19 protein-coding genes are annotated in these 18,809 nt (G+C 72.0%); 3 read left to right on the forward strand and 16 right to left on the reverse strand.

Annotated elements, in window-relative coordinates; genetic code table 11:
- Window positions 1–57 precede the first annotated feature (57 nt).
- The 12 genes from BN4251_RS07115 to ffh all read right to left on the reverse strand — a co-directional run bounded on the left by BN4251_RS07115 (window position 58) and on the right by ffh (window position 9,457).
- Complete coding sequence (locus BN4251_RS07115; RefSeq protein ID WP_087484437.1) at window positions 58–360, reverse strand: DUF2469 domain-containing protein; 303 nt, start codon at window positions 358–360, stop codon at window positions 58–60.
- The gene (locus tag BN4251_RS07120; protein ID WP_087484438.1) at window positions 357–1,175 is read right to left on the reverse strand and encodes a ribonuclease HII; all 819 of its coding nucleotides are present in this window, start codon (window positions 1,173–1,175) and stop codon (window positions 357–359) included. The genes BN4251_RS07115 and BN4251_RS07120 overlap by 4 nt, the downstream gene beginning before the upstream one ends.
- A complete protein-coding gene (gene lepB, locus BN4251_RS07125; RefSeq protein WP_087484439.1) occupies window positions 1,172–1,939 on the reverse strand; it encodes a signal peptidase I in 768 nt (255 codons plus the stop codon). The genes BN4251_RS07120 and lepB (BN4251_RS07125) overlap by 4 nt, the downstream gene beginning before the upstream one ends.
- Before the next feature lie 30 nt (window positions 1,940–1,969).
- A complete protein-coding gene (gene lepB, locus BN4251_RS07130) occupies window positions 1,970–2,548 on the reverse strand; it encodes a signal peptidase I (protein WP_087484440.1) in 579 nt (192 codons plus the stop codon).
- Window positions 2,549–2,556: 8 nt separating this feature from the next.
- Entirely contained in the window at window positions 2,557–2,907 is a 351-nt protein-coding gene (gene rplS, locus BN4251_RS07135) for a 50S ribosomal protein L19 (RefSeq protein WP_087484441.1), read from the reverse strand.
- A 313-nt stretch (window positions 2,908–3,220) separates the two neighbouring features.
- The gene (trmD, locus tag BN4251_RS07140; protein WP_087484442.1) at window positions 3,221–3,961 is read right to left on the reverse strand and encodes a tRNA (guanosine(37)-N1)-methyltransferase TrmD; all 741 of its coding nucleotides are present in this window, start codon (window positions 3,959–3,961) and stop codon (window positions 3,221–3,223) included.
- 7 nt (window positions 3,962–3,968) lie between these two features.
- Window positions 3,969–4,553: a ribosome maturation factor RimM gene (gene rimM, locus BN4251_RS07145; RefSeq protein WP_087484443.1), complete on the reverse strand. Its 585-nt coding sequence runs from the start codon at window positions 4,551–4,553 to the stop codon at window positions 3,969–3,971.
- Window positions 4,550–5,353 (reverse strand): hypothetical protein, encoded by an 804-nt coding sequence (locus BN4251_RS07150; RefSeq protein WP_245810240.1) that lies wholly within the window; start codon window positions 5,351–5,353, stop codon window positions 4,550–4,552. Before BN4251_RS07150 ends, rimM begins: the two co-directional genes overlap by 4 nt.
- A gap of 178 nt (window positions 5,354–5,531) precedes the next feature.
- Entirely contained in the window at window positions 5,532–5,774 is a 243-nt protein-coding gene (locus BN4251_RS07155) for an RNA-binding protein (protein WP_087484445.1), read from the reverse strand.
- Between the two features lies 1 nt (window position 5,775).
- Window positions 5,776–6,243, reverse strand: coding sequence for a 30S ribosomal protein S16 (gene rpsP / locus BN4251_RS07160; RefSeq protein WP_087484446.1), 468 nt, complete (start codon window positions 6,241–6,243; stop codon window positions 5,776–5,778).
- A 407-nt stretch (window positions 6,244–6,650) separates the two neighbouring features.
- A complete protein-coding gene (locus tag BN4251_RS07165; protein ID WP_087484447.1) occupies window positions 6,651–7,763 on the reverse strand; it encodes an amidohydrolase family protein in 1,113 nt (370 codons plus the stop codon).
- A gap of 104 nt (window positions 7,764–7,867) precedes the next feature.
- Window positions 7,868–9,457 carry a signal recognition particle protein gene (ffh, locus tag BN4251_RS07170; RefSeq protein WP_087484448.1) on the reverse strand — a complete coding sequence of 530 codons (1,590 nt, stop codon included), beginning with the start codon at window positions 9,455–9,457 and terminating at the stop codon, window positions 7,868–7,870.
- A gap of 98 nt (window positions 9,458–9,555) precedes the next feature.
- Here ffh and BN4251_RS07175 point away from each other — a divergent pair, with 98 nt between their 5' ends.
- The 3 genes from BN4251_RS07175 to BN4251_RS07185 all read left to right on the forward strand — a co-directional run bounded on the left by BN4251_RS07175 (window position 9,556) and on the right by BN4251_RS07185 (window position 12,718).
- Window positions 9,556–10,509, forward strand: a complete 954-nt coding sequence (locus BN4251_RS07175) for a LysR family transcriptional regulator (protein WP_087484449.1) — start codon at window positions 9,556–9,558, stop codon at window positions 10,507–10,509.
- A gap of 182 nt (window positions 10,510–10,691) precedes the next feature.
- A complete protein-coding gene (locus BN4251_RS07180; protein ID WP_087484939.1) occupies window positions 10,692–11,690 on the forward strand; it encodes a putative oxygenase MesX in 999 nt (332 codons plus the stop codon).
- On the forward strand, window positions 11,687–12,718 hold the full coding sequence (locus tag BN4251_RS07185; RefSeq protein ID WP_087484450.1) for a methionine synthase: 1,032 nt from the start codon (window positions 11,687–11,689) through the stop codon (window positions 12,716–12,718). Before BN4251_RS07180 ends, BN4251_RS07185 begins: the two co-directional genes overlap by 4 nt.
- Window positions 12,719–12,835: 117 nt before the next feature.
- Here the strand turns inward: BN4251_RS07185 and BN4251_RS07190 are convergent, their stop codons facing one another.
- From BN4251_RS07190 to ftsY, 4 genes are all read right to left on the reverse strand, one after another.
- Window positions 12,836–15,190, reverse strand: a complete 2,355-nt coding sequence (locus BN4251_RS07190; protein WP_087484451.1) for a [protein-PII] uridylyltransferase family protein — start codon at window positions 15,188–15,190, stop codon at window positions 12,836–12,838.
- Window positions 15,180–15,518 (reverse strand): P-II family nitrogen regulator, encoded by a 339-nt coding sequence (locus BN4251_RS07195; protein ID WP_087484452.1) that lies wholly within the window; start codon window positions 15,516–15,518, stop codon window positions 15,180–15,182. The genes BN4251_RS07190 and BN4251_RS07195 overlap by 11 nt, the downstream gene beginning before the upstream one ends.
- On the reverse strand, window positions 15,515–16,960 hold the full coding sequence (locus BN4251_RS07200) for an ammonium transporter (protein ID WP_087484453.1): 1,446 nt from the start codon (window positions 16,958–16,960) through the stop codon (window positions 15,515–15,517). The genes BN4251_RS07195 and BN4251_RS07200 overlap by 4 nt, the downstream gene beginning before the upstream one ends.
- Before the next feature lie 235 nt (window positions 16,961–17,195).
- Window positions 17,196–18,740, reverse strand: a complete 1,545-nt coding sequence (gene ftsY, locus BN4251_RS07205) for a signal recognition particle-docking protein FtsY (protein ID WP_087484454.1) — start codon at window positions 18,738–18,740, stop codon at window positions 17,196–17,198.
- Between the last annotated feature and the right edge of the window lie 69 nt (window positions 18,741–18,809).

The raw sequence follows: 18,809 nt of genomic DNA on the forward strand, positions 1-18,809 counted from the left end.
GCCGCGTTTCTGGGGACGAACGGCCTGTGTGGAGGAACGGTCAGCGCCGACCGTGCATCAGGGCAGCGAGATGTCCTGCTTGTTGAGCTCCTCGATGTTGACGTCCTTGAACGTCACCACGCGCACGGAGCGCACGAAGCGGTTGGAGCGGTAGATGTCCCAGACCCACACGTCGGCCAGGCGCAGCTCGTAGAAGACCTCGCCGCCGCCGGAGCGGACCTGCAGGTCCACCTGGTTGGCGAGGTAGAAGCGTCGCTCGGTCTCGACCACGTAGGTGAACAGGCTGACCACATCGCGATACTCGCGGAACAGCTGCAGCTCGAGGTCGGACTCGTAGTTCTCGAGGTCCTGGGCGCTCACCGACGCTCCTTCCCTTCCTGCGGGTACCACTTCTCGTCCCACAGTACGCCAGCGAGGGCGGGCTGCGAGGACGTGACCGGGGCCTGCCCGGATGCGGGTGGCGCGGGATCGGCCGCGGCCGTCACCGGCTCCGTCGCGAGAGGTGCAACGGGGCGAGGTGCGGAGCCCAGACGCCAGCTGCGGCGGTGGTGCTCGGAGGCGCCGAGGCGGTCGATCGCCTCGCGGTGCGCGGCGGAGCCGTAGCCCTTGTTCGAGGCCCAGCAGTAGTCGGGTGCCTCGGCATCGATCTCCACCATCCGCGCATCGCGCGCGACCTTGGCGAGGATGCTCGCGGCGGCGACGCTCGCGCAGTCCCTGTCGGCGGCGACCCGCAGCTCCACCAGCGGCGCGGGGCGCTCGGCCGTGGTCAGCGCGGCGGTGAGCACGTCCACGTCGCCGTCCAGGAGGATCGCGTCGATCTCGATGTCGAGGGCGTCGATCGCGCGCAGCGCGGCGCGGGTGAGTGCGGGCATGATGCCGAGCTCGTCGATCTCGGCGGGGCTCGCCCAGCCCACCGACGCCGCGGCGGCGCTCGTGCGGATCGGGTCGACGAGGGCCTCTCGGCGGCGGGCGGTGAGCTTCTTGGAGTCGCGCACCCCGTCGGGCAGCTGCGGTGCGCGGCCGTCGAGGATCTCGAGCGCGCAGGCGCCGACGGCGACCGGCCCGGCGAGGGCGCCGCGCCCGACCTCGTCGATGCCCACGACGATGCGTCGTCCGGGGCCGCGGCGCGCGGCCAGCGCGAGTTCGACCTCGAGCGTGGGAGCGGGGGCGCTCACGGCTGTTCGGGCACGTCCGCGAAGGCGTCGCGGCCGTCGTCCAGGCGCTCCCAGCTGCTGGCGGGCCAGAAGATGACCTCGGCGCGGCCGGTGATGTCGGAGGTGTCGACGAAGCCGCCGTCGCCCCGGGTCTCATGCCAGGCGGAGTCCGCGGAGGCGTGCCGGTTGTCGCCCATCACCCAGACCTTGCCCTCGGGGACCGTGACGTCGAAGTCGACCTGGCACGCGGAGGTGCCGGGGTTGATGTACGGCTCCTCGAGCGGGGTGCCGTTGACCTCGAGCACGCCGTCGGCGGTGTCGCAGACCACGCGGTCGCCGGGCAGGCCGACGAGGCGCTTGACCAGGTGGTCCTGCGAGGGATCGGGGGCCAGGCCCACCATGCTCAGCAGCATCATCACCCGCACCCGCGGGGTGGGGTTCTCGGTCGCGTCGCCGGGGATCCAGTCGTCGGGATCCTCGAAGACGATCACATCTCCGCGCTGGAGATCGAACACGCCGGGACTGAGCTTGGAGACGAGGATCTTGTCGTCCTCGAGCAGCGTCGGGTTCATCGAGGCGGACGGGATGTAGAACGGCTGGACCAGGAAGGTCTTGACCAGCACCGCGATCACGAGCGCTACCGCCATGGTGATCAGGGTGTCCAGCCACAGCGGCATCCTCGCTCGCCGATGGCTGCGCTCCCGGGAAGCGGCGGAGCGATCCTCACCAGCTGCGGTATCCGCAGTATCGGACACAGCAGGTCGGGAGTCTTCGGGCGCGTTCATCGCGGTGATCCTATCGGCAGATGCTGGGCATCAGGGCGTGCCCCGACGCGAGAGTGGCCACACGATCGTGTCCACGCCCCCCACCACCCGCTCGAGGGGGATCATCCCGCCGCCCGGCGCGCCGAGCAGGTGGCGGGAGTCGGTGGAGTCGGCACGGTTGTCGCCGAGGACGAACATGCGTCCCTCGGGGACCAGGAGGTCGAACTCGATCTCGCTGGGCGCCGTGCCGGGTGGGAGATACGGCTCGGCCAGCGGGGAGCCGTTGAGCAGCAGAGCCCCGTCCGGGTCGCAGCACTCGATGCTGTCGCCGCCGACCGCGATGACCCGCTTGACCCAGTAGCGGTCCCCGTCGGCCGCCGACGGAGCGAAGTAGCCGCGACCGTCGAAGACCACGATCTGCCCGCGCTGCGCGGTGCCGCGCTCGGAGCGGTCCGCGAGGAGCACGTCATCGACCTCGAGGGCAGGTGCCATCGAGGCGGAGGGGACGCGGAAGGGCTGGACGACGTAGTGGCGCACCAGCATCGCCGCGACCAGCAGCAGCACGACGCAGACGGCGGCGGCCACCAGCAGGTGGGGCCGCCGCCGTCCGCGCGCGCTGTCGCGTGACATCCCGAGGATCAGGAGTGGTCGCGCTTCTCCTTGATGCGGGCCTTCTTGCCCGTGAGGTTGCGCAGGTAGTACAGCTTCGCGCGGCGCACGTCACCGCGGGTGACGACCTCGATCTTGTCGACGGTCGGAGCGTGGACGGGGAACACACGCTCCACGCCGACGCCGAGGGACACCTTGCGCACACGGAAGGTCTCGCCCACGCCGTGGCCCTGACGGCCGATGACGTAGCCCTGGAAGACCTGGATACGAGAGCGGTTGCCCTCGATGACCTTCACGTGCACCTTGACGTTGTCGCCGGCGCGGAATGCGGGGATGTCGTCGCGCAGCGACGCCTTGTCGAGCTCATCGAGCTTCTGCATGTCACTTCTCCAGCCTCCGCCTCAGGTCGGACGGCGTCGTTCGTGGGGCTCCCGACGGTGCGGGAGGCCCCTCATGAACTGTCGATCCGGCGAGGAGCTGCCTCCCCGTGCCGGTGTGCTGGGCCTCTGGCGGCGACTCCCATCGCCACGGATCTGCCCGACCGCTGGATGCGCCCTCCCCTGAGGCAGAGGGACGCGCGGTGCGCACGAGGGGTCATTCTGCCAGGGAGGCAGCCCCTGCGGCAAGCCCCTGCCGGGCTGTCGCCGCTGGTCACGACGCTCGCGAGCTGTCGTCTGCGTCACCTGTGCGGGCTCAGCGGGCGGTGTCGGACTCTCCGAGCAGATCCGGTCGCCGCTCACCGGTGCGCTGGAGGGACTGCTCGCGGCGCCACGCGGCGATCCTGCCGTGATCTCCGGACAGCAGGATCGACGGGGCCTCGCGCACCACCCCGGCGGGATCGGTCCACGAGGCGGGGCGGGTGTAGAGCGGGTATTCGAGCAGGCCGTCCGAGTGGGACTCCTCGACCAGGGACTCGGCGTTGCCGACCACGCCCGGGACCAGGCGCACCACGGCTTCGGTGATCGCGAGCACCGCGACCTCGCCGCCGTTGAGGACGTAGTCGCCGAGGGAGGCCAGCGCGATCTCGCAGCCGATGTCCGCGAGGTGCTCATAGACCCGCTCGTCGATGCCCTCGTAGCGCCCGCAGGCGAAGATGATCCATTCGCACTGCGACCATTCCTGCGCTGTGGCCTGCGCGAACGGAGTGCCGGCGGGGTTCGGGAACACGATCAGGGGCTCGACGTCGGCGCCGAGCGCCTCCTGGCCGGTCGCGCGCACCCCGGCGAAGGCCTCCGCCCAGGGCTCGGGCTTCATCACCATGCCGGCACCGCCGCCCAGCGGGGTGTCGTCCACCGTGCGGTGACGATCGTGGGTCCAGCTGCGCAGGTCATGGACCTGCAGATCCACCAGGCCGTCGCGGCGGGCCTTCCCGATCAGGGACAGCTCGAGCGGTGAGAGGTACTCGGGGAAGATCGTGATGACGTCGATGCGCATGCGGGCCTCAGCGCTTCTTCCGCGCCGGGGCGGAGGTCTCGGGCTCGGGTCCCTGCTCGTCCTCGGGCAGCGCCTCGAACATGCCGCCGGGCGGGTCCGCCAGGACGATCCCTGCCTCGAGGTCGACCTCGGGAACAAGCTCCTCGACCAGCGGCAGCTGCACGCGCCGACGGTCCGGGGTGCGCACCACCAGCAGGTCCTGTGCCGGGTAATGCTCCACGCCCTGGACCGTGCCGAGCTCGCGCCCGTCGACGTGACGCACCCTCAGGCCCTTGAGCTGGCTCGGGTACCAGGCATCGGGGTCCTCGTCGGCCTCGACCGCCTCGTCCACCGAGATGGTCAGGTCCACGCCCCGCAGGGACTCGGCATCGGTGCGGTCGGCGACTTCCTCGAAGGTCACGTACCAGCGCTCCTGCTGCCGACGGGTGCGTGCCACCGTCAGCGTGCGCGAGCGCCCGTCGGCCGTCACCTCGAAGACGGCGCCGGTGTGCAAGCGCTCCTCGGGCTGATCGGTGCGCAGGGTCAGCGCGACCTCTCCGCGCAGGCCGTGCGCCCTGCCGATCGTCGCGACGTTGACGTCGAGTGTGCTCATGAGCGTCCTCCGTGGTCCGTGCCGCCCGGGCGGGCGGCGTGCGCGCCGACGACGGCGCTGTTGTCCATCTCCCCGAGTTCGGGCGAGGAGTACCCGGCCGCGTCGCAGGCGGTGCCGAGCTCGGTCAGCGGGGTCTGGAGCCCCTCTGACCAGGGGTCTCCGTCCAGGGCCTCCTGGAAGGGGGCGCGGACCTGCTCGAGAGCCGCGCCGACGGCAGCGTCGTCCACCGCGGCGATCTCGGCAGCCAGCAGCTCCGCGGTGGCCTGCACCTGGTCCATGCGCTCCGCAGGCACTGCCCGGGGCGAGAGGCCGACGAGCTTGAACATGTTCGAGGTCAGCACGTTCGCGTTGGCGAAGTGGGTGAGGGTGCCCGGGGTGTCGAAGACATCGGCGCAGACCAGCGCGGCGGGCTTGGTGCCCGCCTCCCCCGGGGCAAGGGTCCAGCTCGCGGCGACGGAGACCTCGGCGCAGGCCCCGGCGACACCCTCCCAGGCGGCGGCGAAGGCCTCCAGGTCCGCGTCGGCTCCGCGCTCGGGCTGAGTGCGGAACCAGTCCGAGAGCGAGGACGCCGCCTCCTGCGCCCCGGATGGGGCGGACTCGAAGTCGGTGTCGATGTCGTCACCGGTCATCTCGTAGAAGAAGGGGTCCGACGGGCCGGCCTGCGGTGCCGTCCCAGCACGGTCCAGGACGGTGCGGGAGAGCGGGTCGGCGTAGTCGGGGTCGCCCCAGAAGCTCGTGCAGGCGACGACGAGCGCGGAATCCGCCGACGCCTCCGTGCTCTGCTCTCCGGAGCCTGTCACGTCGCCTCCGGGAGCAGTGCCCGCCGAGCCGCCCTCCGTGCTCGTGCATCCGGCCAGGAGCAGGGCCGCGCCGAGCAGCGCGGCACCGGGGCGAGAACCCCGTGAACGCCAGGAGCGGCGCTGCCCGGACCTCTCGGTCCTCTCGGCAGCACCGCTCCGTGGAGTGGGTGAGGGCACCTCAGCGCCGGTCGACATCGACGATGTCGACCCGCACGTCGTCGTCCGACAGTGCCGCGGTGACCGTGCGCAGTGCACGGGCGGTGCGGCCGGACCGACCGATGACGCGACCCAGATCGGCGGCGCCGACCCGGACCTCGAGCAGCGGTCCGCGACGTGTGGACTTCTCGGTCACCTTCACGGCATCGGGATCATCGACGATGCCGCGGACGAGATGGTCGAGGGCTTCGGCGCGGGCGCTCATCTCAGGCCTCGTCGGTCGCTGCGGCGTCGGCGTCCTCGGTGGTCTCGCCCTCGGCCGGCTCCTCCTCGGAGCCCGGCTCGACGGCGGCCTCGTCGGCCTTGGCCTTCTTGGCGCCCTCGCGGGACTCGGCGGCGGCCTTGTCGGCGGCGGCGATGAGCTCCTCGGCGGACTGCTTGGACTCAGCGGTCTTCAGCGAGCCGGCGGCGTCGCCCTCGCCCTTGAACTTCGCCCAGTCACCGGTGACCTTGAGCAGAGCGGCGACCTGCTCGGTGGGCTGTGCGCCCACGCCGAGCCAGTACTGCGCGCGCTCGGACTCGACCTCGATGACGGAGGGGTCCTCGGTCGGGTGGTACTTGCCGATCTCCTCGATCACGGCGCCGTCGCGCTTCTTGCGCGAGTCGGCCACGACGATGCGGTAGTACGGTGCACGGATCTTGCCCATGCGCTTCAGACGGATCTTGACAGCCACGTGGGTGGACTCTCCTTCAGGGATGTTCGGGTGAGTCCCGCCGCAGCCTGTGGGGTGATGCGGGCGCTGACGGTTCTCGGGGTGTCGTGCACGGACGGGTAGAGGGCCGGCCCATGCGCATACAGGTCACGAGTATGCCAGCACACCGGGCCCCGGCACCACCCGATGCCATGTGCACCGGGGCACACGGGCGGGGCCGGCCTGGGCCGGGGCCACTCGGTGACACGGCAGGAAGTACCTCCCCGGTGGAACCTTTCGTCTCGTGGTCACATGTTCGCGTGGTGACGAGGCAGGAAGTACCGCCCAGGTGGAACCTTCCGTCTCGTGGTGAGCAGTGAGCAGGTGAACAGGTGAACTGGTGAGCAGTCGCACGAGCCAGCCCGACCACGCACCTGGCTCCGTCCGTCTCAGGTGACGATCCTGCCTCCGAGCACCACGTGGTCGAGCTCCCTCAGGGCGGTGTGATCCCGGCGCGGGTCGCGTGGGAGCACGAGCAGGTCCGCCGGGGCGCCGTCCTCGAGCCCGGGCACGTCCAGGAAGCGGCGGGGCGCCCATGCGGCGGCATCGAGGATCGCGCTGGCATCGAGCCCCGCTCTGGCGAGCTCATCCAGCTCGTCGTGGATGATCCCGTGGCCGAGCACTCCCCCGGCATCGGTGCCCACCAGCAGCTGCACCCCGGCATCGTGCGCATCGCGGGTGCGGTCGTAGCGGGCAGCGTGCAGTCGCCGCATGTGCGCGGCATAGTCGGGGAACTTCCTCTCCCCCTGGCGCGCATAGGACTCGAACTCGCCGACGTTCACGAGTGTGGTCACCACCGGGATCTTCGCCTCCGCGGTACGGGCGATCGTCTCGTGAGTGAGTCCGGTGGCGTGCTCGAGGCAGTCGAAGCCTGCGTCCAGCACGAGCGGGAGGGTGTCCTCGTCGAAGGTGTGGGTGGTGATCCGAGCGCCCGCCCCGTGCGCGGCTCGGGCGGCGGCATGGAAGTCCTCGGCGTCCCAGCAGGGGGTCAGGTCTCCGGCTGCACGGTCGATCCAGTCCCCCACCAGCTTCACCCATCCGTCGGCGCGCCCCGCCTCCCGGGCGACGGCGGCCGGGAGGTCCTCCGGCTCGACCTCGTCGGCGTATCCGATCAGGTAGCGGCGTGTCCTCGCCAGGTGGCGTCCGCATCGGATCAGGCGCGGCAGATCATCCTGCTGCTGCAGGGGCGAGGTGTCGATGATCGAACCGGCGTCGCGGATGAGCAGCACGCCCGTGTCGCGGTCGGTGAGCGCCTGCTGCCGAGCAGCCTCGAGCGTGGCCCCTCCGCCGCCGTCACCGATCCCGAGATGGCAGTGCAGGTCCGCGAGGCCGGGCACCACATATCCGTCGACTTCGAGCACCTCGCTGCCGGCGGGCAGCTCCGGACGCTCGTGGCGGATCCTTCCCTCCACCACCCAGGCTTCGAGGAGCTCGTGCTCGGGTCCCAGCAGCACAGGGCCTCGCAGGTGCAGGATCGGGAACTCGCTCATGGAGGTGCGCATGGCCCCGAGGGTAGTAGAGCGCGTCGACGGCACTGAGCACGGGATGGTTCAGCGCCTGCTCCGGATGGTCAGCGGCCGCCCGGCGGATCAGCGGCCGAGGAGCTTCAGCGGCCGCCGAGGAGCTTCTGCATCTCCGGCGGGAGCTGATTGGGGTCGAAGTCCGCGAGGTCCGGCTGACCGGCCTGCTGCGCACCGCCGCCGAACGCCGACCCTCCGGTGCCGCCGCCGGCAGCCGCCTTCTTCGCGGCCTCGGCCTGCTCGCGTGCGGCCTTGGCGGGGTTCTTGGACTTGGACTTCTTGACCTGCTTCTGCGGCGCCTGGCGGCCGCGGGACTTCTTGCCCATGCCCATGCCGGGCCCGCCCGGCATCCCGGGCATGCCGCCACCGGCCATGCCCTTGCCCATGGTCTTCATCATCTGCTGCGCCTGCTTGAAGCGCTCGAGCAGCTGATTGATCTGCTGGACGGTGGTGCCGGAGCCACGGGCGATGCGGTTGCGGCGCGAGCCGTTGATGATCTTGGGGTTGCTGCGCTCCTCGGGCGTCATCGAGCGGATGATCGCCTCGACCTTCCCGATCTCGGACTCGTCGAAGTTGTCGAGCGCCTCGCGGTACTGCCCCATGTTCGGCAGCATGCCGAGCATCTTCTTGATGCTGCCCATGTTCTTGAGCTGCTGCATCTGGCCCAGGAAGTCGTCGAGGGTGAAGTCCTCGCCGGAGGCCAGCTTCGCGGCGGCCTTCTCGGCCTCCTCCTGGTCGAAGGCCTTCTCCGCCTGCTCGATCAGGGTGAGCACGTCGCCCATGTCGAGGATGCGATTGGCCATGCGGTCCGGGTGGAAGCGCTCGAACTCGTCGAGGCTCTCGCCGGTGGAGGCGAACAGGATCGGGCGCTGGGTGACGCCGGTGATCGAGAGGGCGGCACCGCCGCGGGCATCGCCGTCGAGCTTGGAGAGCACCACGCCGGTGAAGCCCACGCCGTCGCGGAACGCCTCAGCCACGCGGGCGGCGTCCTGACCGATCATCGCGTCGACCACGAACAGGGTCTCGTCGGGGTTGACGGCGTCGCGGATATTCCGCGCCTGCTCCATCATCTCCTCGTCGATGCCGAGGCGACCGGCGGTGTCGACGATGACCACGTCATGCTGCTGGAACTGGGCGGTGGAGACGCCGTTCATCGCCACCAGCACGGGGTCGCCCACGCCGTTGCCGGGCTCGGGGGCGAACACCGGCACGCCGGCGCGCTCGCCCACGATCTGGAGCTGGTTGACGGCGTTGGGGCGCTGGAGGTCGGCGGCGACCAGCAGCGGGGTGTGCCCCTCGGACTTCATCCACTTGGCGAGCTTGCCGGCCAACGTCGTCTTGCCGGCGCCCTGGAGGCCGGCGAGCATGATGACCGTGGGCGGGTTCTTGGCGAAGTGGAGCTCGCCGGTCGCACCGCCGAGCACCTCGACCAGCTCGTCGTTGACGATCTTGACGACCTGCTGGGCGGGATTGAGGGCCTTGGAGACCTCTTCGCCCAGGGCGCGCTCGCGGACCCGGCCGGTGAACTCGCGCACGACGGAGACGGCGACGTCGGCATCGAGGAGGGCACGGCGGATCTCGCGGATCGTCTTGTCGACGTCCGCCTCGGACAGGCGGCCGTGGCCGCGCAGACCCTTCAGCGACGCTGTGATGCGATCGGAGAGGTTGTTGAACACGAAGCGCTTCCCCTTGGTCGGTCGGACTGCACCAGTGTAGAGGCTGGGCCGCGCACTCCCGAGCCCGCCCCCGGCGCACGGTGAGCTAACCTGCACCGATGGCACACGGGGGCGTCGGGACGGCGCACGGGATCACACTGCAGCAGCTGCGCTACTTCGTCGAGGTCGCCGCGGAGGGGTCGATCACCGCGGCGGCGGACCTGCTCCAGGTGTCCCAGCCGACGATGTCCGCGGCGATGAAGGACCTCGAACGCCGGGTGGGGCGCGTCCTGCTGCGCCGCTCCGTGCGCGGCGCGGCCCTCACCGAGGACGGCATCGAGTTCCTCGGCTACGCCCGTCAGGTGGTCGAGCAGGCCGAGCTGCTCGAGCACCGCTATCTGGGACGCCCACCGGCCCGCCGCCTGCTGGCGGTCTCCGCGCAGCACTACTCCTTCGTGGTCGAGGCGTTCGTGCGGATGGTGAAGGCCTCGAAGGTGGCGGAGTATGCGTTCACGCTGCGCGAGACCCGCACCGCGGAGATCATCGAGGACGTGCGGACGCTGCGCAGCGAGCTCGGCGTCCTCTACCGCAGCGACTTCAACCGCAATGTCATCGACAAGCTGCTGCGCGACTCCGAGCTCGTCTTCACGCCGCTGTTCCTGGCGAGCCCGCACATCTTCGTCGCCCGCACGAACCCGCTGGCCTCGCGCCGACGGGTCACCCTCGAGGACCTCGAGGGCCTGCCCCGGCTCACCTTCGACCAGGGGACCGACAACTCCTTCTACTTCGCTGAGGAGATCCTCTCCACGCGCTCGGCCGCGCAGGACATCCGGGTCAGCGATCGGGCCACGATCTTCAACCTGATGATCGGGCTGGACGGCTACACGATCTCCACCGGCATCGTCTCCGACGACCTGGACCCGTCCATCGTGGCCGTGCCGCTCGAGGTGGACGAGCGCATCGAGATCGGCTGGATCGGGCATGCCTCCGCGCCGCTGACCGGTCAGGCGGAGCGGTTCGTCGCCGAGATGCGCGAGGTGGTCTCGAGCTTCGGCGTCGAGCCACTGTCGTAGCGGCTGCTCCACCGCCGCCGGAGCCCCTGCGATCGGGGCCGTCCCCGCCATGACGATCGCCCCGACGTCAGGACCGATCCGCCACCATAGGCAGTACCTATGAAGAGCACCTAAGTGTCGTGATGGGACTATGGCGGGTGGTCCTGCGTACGCTCGCCCCCACCACGACGACCGGGGGCATGATGACGACCGACTTCTCCTTCAGCATCCGCACGACCCGCTTCGACGAGGACTACGTCCCCTCGAGCGGCTCGCGGATCACCACGAACTTCGCCAACCTCGCCCGCGGGGAGCATCGCCGCGAGAACCTCCGCCGCGCCCTGCGCATGATCGACAAGCGCGCGAACGAGCTCGCGGGCGGCGGGGACCGCTACGCCGTGGAGCTCGACATCGTCTCGGCGGACCTGCACCTGGGCGAAGGAGCGGAACCCGCCGACGGCGGTGCGGGGCTCCCGCTGATCGAGATGCTCGACGTGCGGATCCTGGACCGCGAGACCGGCGAGCACCTGCCGGGGATCACCGGGAACAACTTCTCCTCCTACGTGCGGGACCACGACTTCAGCGTGCGCCTGCCCGCCCATCAGCAGGCCGCGGACAACGCGGGATCCGGCGGCGGCGTGCCGGAGGACTTCGGCGTGCTGCACGGCAGGCTCTTCCGCCGTTTCCTCTCCTCGGACGCCTATCGCGAGCGCTTCGCCGGCCCGCCCGTGGTCTGCATCAGCGTCTCCACCAGCCGGACTTATCGCCGCATCGGCGCGCCGCATCCGGTGCTCGGCGACGAGTACGAGGCCGACGGTTCCTCCCTCACCGATCTCTACTTCGCCCGGATGGGGCTGCAGGTGCGGTGCTTCAAGCCCCGCGGCGCCGTCGCCCCGCTGGCGTTCTACTTCGAGGGCGATCTGCTCGCCGATCACTCCGACCTGGCGCTCATCGGCACGATCGCCACGATGGAGACCTTCCAGCGGATCTATCGCCCCGAGATCTACAACGCCCGCAAGAGCGCCGGGGAGGTGTACCGGCCGAGCCTGGGCAGCACCGACCACGCGGACACGGGGATCGTGTACGACCGCGAGGAACGCAGCCGTCTCGGTATGACCCAGGGCAGGTTCATCCAGGAGCGGCTGATCGCGCCGCACCAGGAGCACCTCGAGCAGTGGCTGGCCGAGGAGGTCGTCCGATGAGCACCCTCCTTCCCACCTCGATCGTCGGCAGCCTCCCCAAGCCCTCGTGGCTCTCCGAGCCCGAGACGCTCTGGTCCCCCTGGCGCCTCGAGGGCGCGGAGCTGGACGAGGGCAGGCGCGATGCGCTGCACCTCGCCGCGTCCGAGCAGACCGTCGCCGGCCTCGACGTGATCAGCGACGGGGAGCAGACCCGCCAGCACTTCGTCACCACCTTCATCGAGCATCTCAGCGGCGTCGACTTCGCACGTCGCGAGACCGTACGCATCCGCGACCGCTACGACGCGAGCGTCCCGACGGTCGTCGGGCCCGTGCGCCGTGAACGACCCGTCTTCGTCGACGACGCGGCCTCCCTCCGCACGCGGACGGACAAGCCCCTCAAGTGGGCGCTGCCCGGCCCGATGACCATGATCGACACGCTGTACGACGCGCACTACGGCAGCCGGGAGGAGCTCGCCCGCGAGTTCGCGGCCCTCCTCAACCAGGAGGCGCGGGAGCTGGAGGCGGCGGGCGTGGACATCATCCAGTTCGATGAGCCCGCCTTCAACGTCTTCTTCGACGACGTCCGCGACTGGGGCGTGGAGGTCCTCGAGCGGGCGGCCGAGGGGCTGCGCGCCGAGACCGTCGTGCACATCTGCTACGGCTACGGCATCAAGGCCAACACCGACTGGAAGGCGAGCCTGGGCACGGAGTGGCGCCAGTACGAGGAGACCTTCCCGCTGCTGCGGGACTCGGTGATCGACACGGTCTCCCTCGAGAGCCGCGGCTCGCACGTCCCGATGGAGCTCGTCGAGCTGCTGCGCGGCAAGAAGGTGATGCTCGGCGCGATCGACGTCGCCGACCCGCGGGTCGAGACCCCCGGGGAGGTCGCCGACACCCTCCGCCGGGCCCTCGCCTTCGTGGACGCGGACCGGCTCTGCCCGAGCACGAACTGCGGCATGGCGCCGCTGTCCCGCACCGTCGCGCAGGGCAAGATGCGGGCGCTCGCCGCGGGGACGGCGCTGCTGCGCGCCGAGCTCGCGGGGAGCTGAGCACGCGCCGCCGCGGGGCGGGCGGAGGGGACCCGGCCCGGCGAAGGATGCCCACCCCGCGCCGCGCCTGAGCCTGCGCGGCGGCCGAGCCTGCGCGGCGACGCCGAGCCGGCCGGCTCAGCTCGAGGCGGCGTCCATCAGGGCCGCGACGATCCGGCCGACGGTCGGCGCGTCCAGGGCGCGGCCGTGCTGATCGGTCAGGTACAGCACGTTTACCGCGCGCCGGCCGAGGGTCATAACGTGGGCGCTGCGCACCCGCAGCCCGTGGACGGTGATCGTCTCGGCGACGTCGGCCAGGAGGCTGGGACGGTTGCGGGCGTTGACCTGCACGACGCTCGCCTCGCGCGAGGCGCCGGGCAGGAGCGTCACCACCGGGGCGTCCTCGGTGGTCCGCAGCGGCGGGGCCGGCGGGAGCTCGAGCACCCGGGCATCGGCCCGGTCCCGGTGCGCCAGCTCCCGGTCCAGAGCCGAGCGCATCACGGAGGGGTGCGGGAGGTCGGCCTGGGTGCCGGTGACCCACCAGGTGTTCACGGCGATCCCGTCCTGGGTGCTGACCACGGCGCTGTGCACGTCCAGGCGCAGCCGCACCAGCACCCGCGCCATCGCCGCGAAAACCCCGGCGCCGTCGGGGGCGCCGAGGCAGAGCTGCGCGATCGGCTCGTCGTCCAGCGGGGCGGGGTAGATGACCTGGGCGCTGTCGCTGCGGCGCACCGCGGCGAGCACCGCCTCCTGGGCGGAGCGCTGCGGGGCCAGCCGGGTGCGGGGCGCGGTCTCGGTGCCGCGCAGCGCGTCGCGCCCGAGGTCGGTGAGGTGGTCGACGAGGTCGGCGCGCCAGGTGGACCAGGCCGAGGGGCCGGCGGCGATCGCGTCGGCCTCTGTCAGGGCCCGCAGCAGCTCGAGGGTGTCGAGGTCCTCGTCCACCGCTCGCAGCAGCTCCCGCAGGGTCGAGGGGTCGGCGAGGTCACGGCCGGTCGCGAGGCCCACCAAGGTCAGGTGCTCGCGCACGAGGGTCGCGATCGTGCGGGCATCGGCCCTGTCGAAGCCGAGGTGCCGGGCCGCGGTCTCGGCGAGCGGCGCGCCCTCGGCGGCGTGGTCCCGCGCCCCGGGGCGCTTGCCGAGGTCGTGCAGCAGGGCGGTGACCAGGAGCAGGTCGGGTCGGCTGACGCGGGACAGGAAGCGCTGCGCCTCGAGCACGGTCTCGATCTGGTGGCGGTCCACGGTGAAGCGGTGCACGGCCGAGCGCTGGGGCCGGTTGCGGATCACGGTCCAGCCCGGCACCCAGCGGGAGAACACGCCCTTGACGTCAAGGGCCTCATAGGCGTCGGCGAGGTGCTCCCCGGCGAGGGCGTCGACGAGCACGTCGCGCTGGGCGGGCAGCAAGGGCGCCACGGGCTCCTGCGCCATGCGGGCTAGGGTCGCCTCGGCCAGCGGGAGCCCCGTGGTCGCGGCGTGCCGCACCGCGGCCACATCCCGCAGCAGGTCCCGGGAGGACGGGTCGACGGACACCTCCCCGGCCTGGACGATCACGCCGTGCCCGAGGCGCTCGAGGGCGGGGCGTCGCGCGGTGCCGACGCCACGGGTGGCGCTGCCGCCGGGAGCGATCGCGGCCTCCGCGGCGCGCACCGCGCGGTGCAGCTCCCAGGTCACGGCCCGGGCGGCGTCGGCGAGGACGGCGTGGTGGTCATCGGCGGTGGAGTGCCCGGTGAGCGCCGCGACCGCGTCCTGGTCGGCGCGGCCCAGACGCGTGCCCGAGGCGCCGGTGACGGCCTGCAGAGCGTCGCGCGCGTCCCGCAGGGTGCGCGAGGCGGCGTCGACGACCTCGTGGTCGTGGTCGGCCAGCCAGCTCTCGGCGAGCGCCCGGATCACGGTGATGTCGCGCAGCCCGCCGCGGTCGGACTTGAGGTTCGGCTCGGTGGCGTGGGCGAGGGAGCCGTAGCGCCGGTCGCGGCCCCTGGCGAGGTCGACGACCTCCCCGACCCGTCGGCGCGCCTCGCGCCGCCATCGGGCGCGGACCCGGGCGGCGGTGTCCTCGACGAGCTGCGCGTCCCCCGCGATGTGCCGCAGGTCCAGCAGCGCGATCGCGGTGCGCAGGTCGGTGGCGGCGACCTGCTCGCACTCCTCGGGGCTGCGCATCGAGTGGTCCAGGGAGGTGCCGGAGTCCCAGATCGGGTACCACAGCGCTCCGGCGAGCGCGGCGGCTTGCTCGGAGCCCACCCGGGCAGGGTCCACGAGCAGCACCAGGTCGAGGTCGCTGGCGGGGCCGAGGGAGCGGCGGCCCAGGGAGCCGATCGCGGCGAGCGCCGCGCCGCCGTCCCCGGGCACGGCCTCGCCGGCCCGCTCCCACAGGGTGCGCAGCCAGTCGTCGACGAGGTCGGACTGGGCGAGCCTGCGGGAGGGGCCGGCGGAGGGGTCCGCGAAGCCCTCGTGGAGCACCTGGGTGATCCGGCGGGAGGAGAGCTCCTCAGAGGGCATCCGCCCCCCGTTCCCCGGTGCGCACGCGCACCGCGGTGCCAACGTCGGTGGTCCAGATCTTCCCGTCGCCGATCCTCCCGGTGCGGGAGGCGGCGAGGACCAGTTCGATGATCGCGGACTCGTCGCTCTCCAGCGCGAGCACCTCGACCTTGATCTTGGGGATGGTGTCGATTGTGTACTCGGCGCCGCGGTAGACCTCGGTGTGGCCGCCCTGGCGGCCGTAGCCGGCGACCTCGGTGAGGGTCAGGCCCGTCACCCCGTACTCGCGCAGGGAGTCGGTGACGTCCTGCAGGGCGTGCGGCTGGATGATGGCGGTGATCAGCTTCATCGGGGCTCTCCTGCGACGGCGGGACGGGTGGTCTCCTCGGCGGCGTCCGCGCCGGGTCCGGCGGCCTCGCGGACCGGGCCGGGCCCGTTGACGGGGCCGTCGGCCGCGGCACGGCCGACGGGGGCCGGGTTGCGCGGCTCGGGACCGGGGTCCCGGGTCGGGAAGGCGGGGGCCGAGGAGCGGTCCCGGCGGGAGGCCAGGGCGCCGACCAGATCGTATCCGGCCTCGGCGTGATGGGTGATGTCGATCCCGGCCTGTTCGTCGGCCTCGGGGATCCGCCAGCCCATCGTGTACTTGAGCACCAGGGCGATGGCGAGGGTCAGCACCGCGGAGATCAGCATGGCCACGATCGCGACGAGGGTCTGGACCAGCAGCAGGCTCGCGCCGCCGCCGAGGAGGAGACCGCCGTCCACGGCGAGGAAGCCGATCCCGATGGTGCCAACGAGGCCGCCGACCAGGTGCACGCCGACCACGTCGAGCGAGTCGTCGATGCCGAAGCGGTACTTCAGGCCGACGGCGAGCGCGCAGGCGAGACCTGCCGCGAGACCGAGCACGGTCGAGGTGAGCGGCGTGAGCGCGGCGGCGGCCGGGGTGATCGCGACCAGGCCGGCAACGACGCCCGAGGCCATGCCGAGAGAGGTGACGTGCTTGTCGCGGATCCGCTCCACGAGGGCCCATCCGAGCATGGCACCCGCCGTGGCCACCGTGGTGTTGACCCAGGCCAGGCCCGCGGTGCCGTCGGCCGTGCCGGCGGAGCCTCCGTTGAAGCCGAACCAGCCGAACCACAGCAGTGCGGCGCCGAGCATGACCAGCGGCAGGTTGTGGGGCTTCATCGGCTCCTTGCCGAAGCCCTTGCGCGCGCCGACCACCAGGGCGAGCACGAGACCGGCGACGCCGGCGTTGATGTGGACCACGGTGCCGCCGGCGAAGTCGACCGGCTCGGCGATCGCGGCGAAGGGGCCGTCGCCGCTGAGCAGGCCGCCGCCCCAGACCATGTGGGCCAGGGGTGCGTACACGATCAGCACCCACAGGGCGGCGAAGACCAGCCAGGTGCCGAGCTTGACGCGGTCGGCGATCGCGCCGGAGATCAGGGCGGTGGAGATGATCGCGAAGGTCATCTGGAAGCCTGCCGCGACGAGGAAGGGCACGCCGCTCTCGGCGAGGAGGGACTGGTCGTCGGTGCCGGCCAGGCCCAGAAACTCCAGCGGGCTCCCGAACAGGCCGCCAACGTCGGCGCCGAAGGCGATCGAGTATCCGGCGACGGTCCAGGCGATCGCGACCACGGCGATCGCGCTGAATGACATCAGCATCATGTTCAGCACGGTGCGGGCTCGCACCATGCCTCCGTAGAAGAGGGACAGGCCCGGGGTCATCAGCAGCACGAGGGCGGCACTGGTGAGGATCCAGGCGGTGGCTCCGGTGTCGAGGTCGAAGGTCTCCATGGCGGCTCCTGGTGGAGGGTACCGGACCGGGAACGCTGTGCAGGTCCCGGCTCCGAACGGCCGTGCGGGCCGTGGCCTCATGGTGCGCTCACAGCCCGGTGAGGCCCACAGCGAGAAGCGCCCGTGACCTTTCCGTGATGCGCGATCTTGCCGGGTGGACGCCCCGTAGCGGCGCAGGACCCCCGTCGCTGCCGACGGGGGTCCTGCGGGGAGGCGGACGAGCAGCGGGGGGCGGTCAGCCCTCGAGCAGCGCGTCCACGAAGCCGTGGGGGTCGAAGGGGGTGAGGTCGTCCACACCCTCGCCGAGGCCCACCATCTTCACGGGAACGCCGAGCTCCCGCTGGACGTTGACCACGATGCCGCCCTTGGCGGTGCCGTCGAGCTTGGTCAGCACGATCCCGGTGATGTGGACCGCCTCGGAGAACACGCGGGCCTGCTGCATGCCGTTCTGGCCGGTGGTGGCGTCGATGACCAGCAGCACCTCGGCGACCTGGTCGCCGTGCAGGCCCTTCTCGGCGACGCGGCGCACCTTGCCGAGCTCGTCCATCAGGCCCTTCTTGTTCTGCAGGCGCCCGGCGGTGTCGATGATGACCACGTCGACCTCCTGCTCGATTCCGGCCTTGACCGCATCGAAGGCGACGGCGGCGGGGTCCGCGCCGTCGCGGTCGGAGCGGACGGTGTCCACGCCCACCCGGGAGCCCCAGGTGGCCAGCTGCTCCGCGGCGGCGGCGCGGAAGGTGTCCGCGGCGCCGAGCACGACGGTGCGCTCGGCGGCGACCAGCACGCGGGCGAGCTTGCCGACGGTGGTGGTCTTCCCGGTGCCGTTGACGCCCACCATCATCAGCACGGAGGGGACCTCGACGCCGTCCGGCGCCTCCCGGCGGGTGGCCGCGAGGCGGCGGTCCAGGTCCGGGTTGACCAGGGCCAGGAGCTCCTCGCGCAGAGCCTCGCGCACCACCTCGGGATCATCGGTGCCGAGCACCTGGATGCGGCGGCGGAGGTTCTCGAGCATCTCGTCGGTGGCGTCCGGGCCGAGGTCCGCCATCAGCAGCGTCTCCTCGATCTCGTCCCAGGTGTCCTCGTCCACGCCGGAGCCGCGGGTGAGGAGGGTGAGGATGCCGCGGCCCAGGGCGCCGGAGCGGGAGAGCCGCTCGCGCAGGCGCACCATCCGCTCGGCGGGCGCCTCGGGGGTGTCCAGGAGGGTGCCGGCGGCGGGCTCCTCCTCGACCGGCGCGTCGGCCGGGGCGGTCTCGGGCGGAGCGGTCTGCGCGTCGGCGGCCGGGGCCCCGTCGGCGAGGTGCTCCTCAACGACGGAGGTCTGCGGCGGGTTCTCCTGGTCGAAGGGGACGTCCGACGGGTCAGTGGCCGGCTCGGTGGTCTCCGGCGCCTCTGTCCCGGGCTGCTCGGCCCCGGGCTGTGCAGGGGCGGTCTGCTCGGGGGCGGTCTGGGATGCCTCGGAGGCTGAGGGCTCGCGCGCCTCGGCGGTCCCGACGGGGGCGTCGGCGCGGGGAGCATCGGCGCCGGGGGCGTCCACTCGCTCAGCGGGCTTCGCGGACGGCGCGGAGAGGGTGTCCGCCCAGGTCGGGGCGGCGGGGCGCTCCTTGACGGCGGTGGCGGAGGCGGCGGTGCCCGTCCCGGTGCCGTCGTCCTCTCGCGCGGTCGTCTCGTCCGAGGATTTCTTGCGGCCGCGGCTGCGCAGGTAGGCCCAGGCGCCGGCGCCCAGCACGGCGACGGTGCCGCCGCCGCCGGCGAGGAGTGCGAGTAGGGCATCGGGTTCCACGGGTCACCTCCGAGGTCGGGGAAGCCGACGAAGCGGCGAGGACAGCCGCCAGTCTAGGCGCGATGCGAC

It is taken from the genome of Brachybacterium massiliense (assembly GCF_900184245.1).
Taxonomy (GTDB): Bacteria; Actinomycetota; Actinomycetes; order Actinomycetales; family Dermabacteraceae; genus Brachybacterium; species Brachybacterium massiliense.

Coding starts and splice junctions, on each gene's coding strand:
- BN4251_RS07185 (WP_087484450.1), top strand. CDS start 11,687: ATGAGCACCCTCCTTCCCACCTCGATCGTCGGCAGCCTCCCCAAGCCC.
- lepB (WP_087484439.1), bottom strand. CDS start 1,939: ATGAACGCGCCCGAAGACTCCCGACCTGCTGTGTCCGATACTGCGGAT.
- lepB (WP_087484440.1), bottom strand. CDS start 2,548: ATGTCACGCGACAGCGCGCGCGGACGGCGGCGGCCCCACCTGCTGGTG.
- BN4251_RS07190 (WP_087484451.1), bottom strand. CDS start 15,190: ATGCCCTCTGAGGAGCTCTCCTCCCGCCGGATCACCCAGGTGCTCCAC.
- BN4251_RS07200 (WP_087484453.1), bottom strand. CDS start 16,960: ATGGAGACCTTCGACCTCGACACCGGAGCCACCGCCTGGATCCTCACC.
- trmD (WP_087484442.1), bottom strand. CDS start 3,961: ATGCGCATCGACGTCATCACGATCTTCCCCGAGTACCTCTCACCGCTC.
- rimM (WP_087484443.1), bottom strand. CDS start 4,553: ATGAGCACACTCGACGTCAACGTCGCGACGATCGGCAGGGCGCACGGC.
- BN4251_RS07180 (WP_087484939.1), top strand. CDS start 10,692: ATGACGACCGACTTCTCCTTCAGCATCCGCACGACCCGCTTCGACGAG.
- BN4251_RS07165 (WP_087484447.1), bottom strand. CDS start 7,763: ATGCGCACCTCCATGAGCGAGTTCCCGATCCTGCACCTGCGAGGCCCT.
- BN4251_RS07175 (WP_087484449.1), top strand. CDS start 9,556: ATGGCACACGGGGGCGTCGGGACGGCGCACGGGATCACACTGCAGCAG.
- BN4251_RS07195 (WP_087484452.1), bottom strand. CDS start 15,518: ATGAAGCTGATCACCGCCATCATCCAGCCGCACGCCCTGCAGGACGTC.
- BN4251_RS07155 (WP_087484445.1), bottom strand. CDS start 5,774: ATGAGCGCCCGCGCCGAAGCCCTCGACCATCTCGTCCGCGGCATCGTC.
- rplS (WP_087484441.1), bottom strand. CDS start 2,907: ATGCAGAAGCTCGATGAGCTCGACAAGGCGTCGCTGCGCGACGACATC.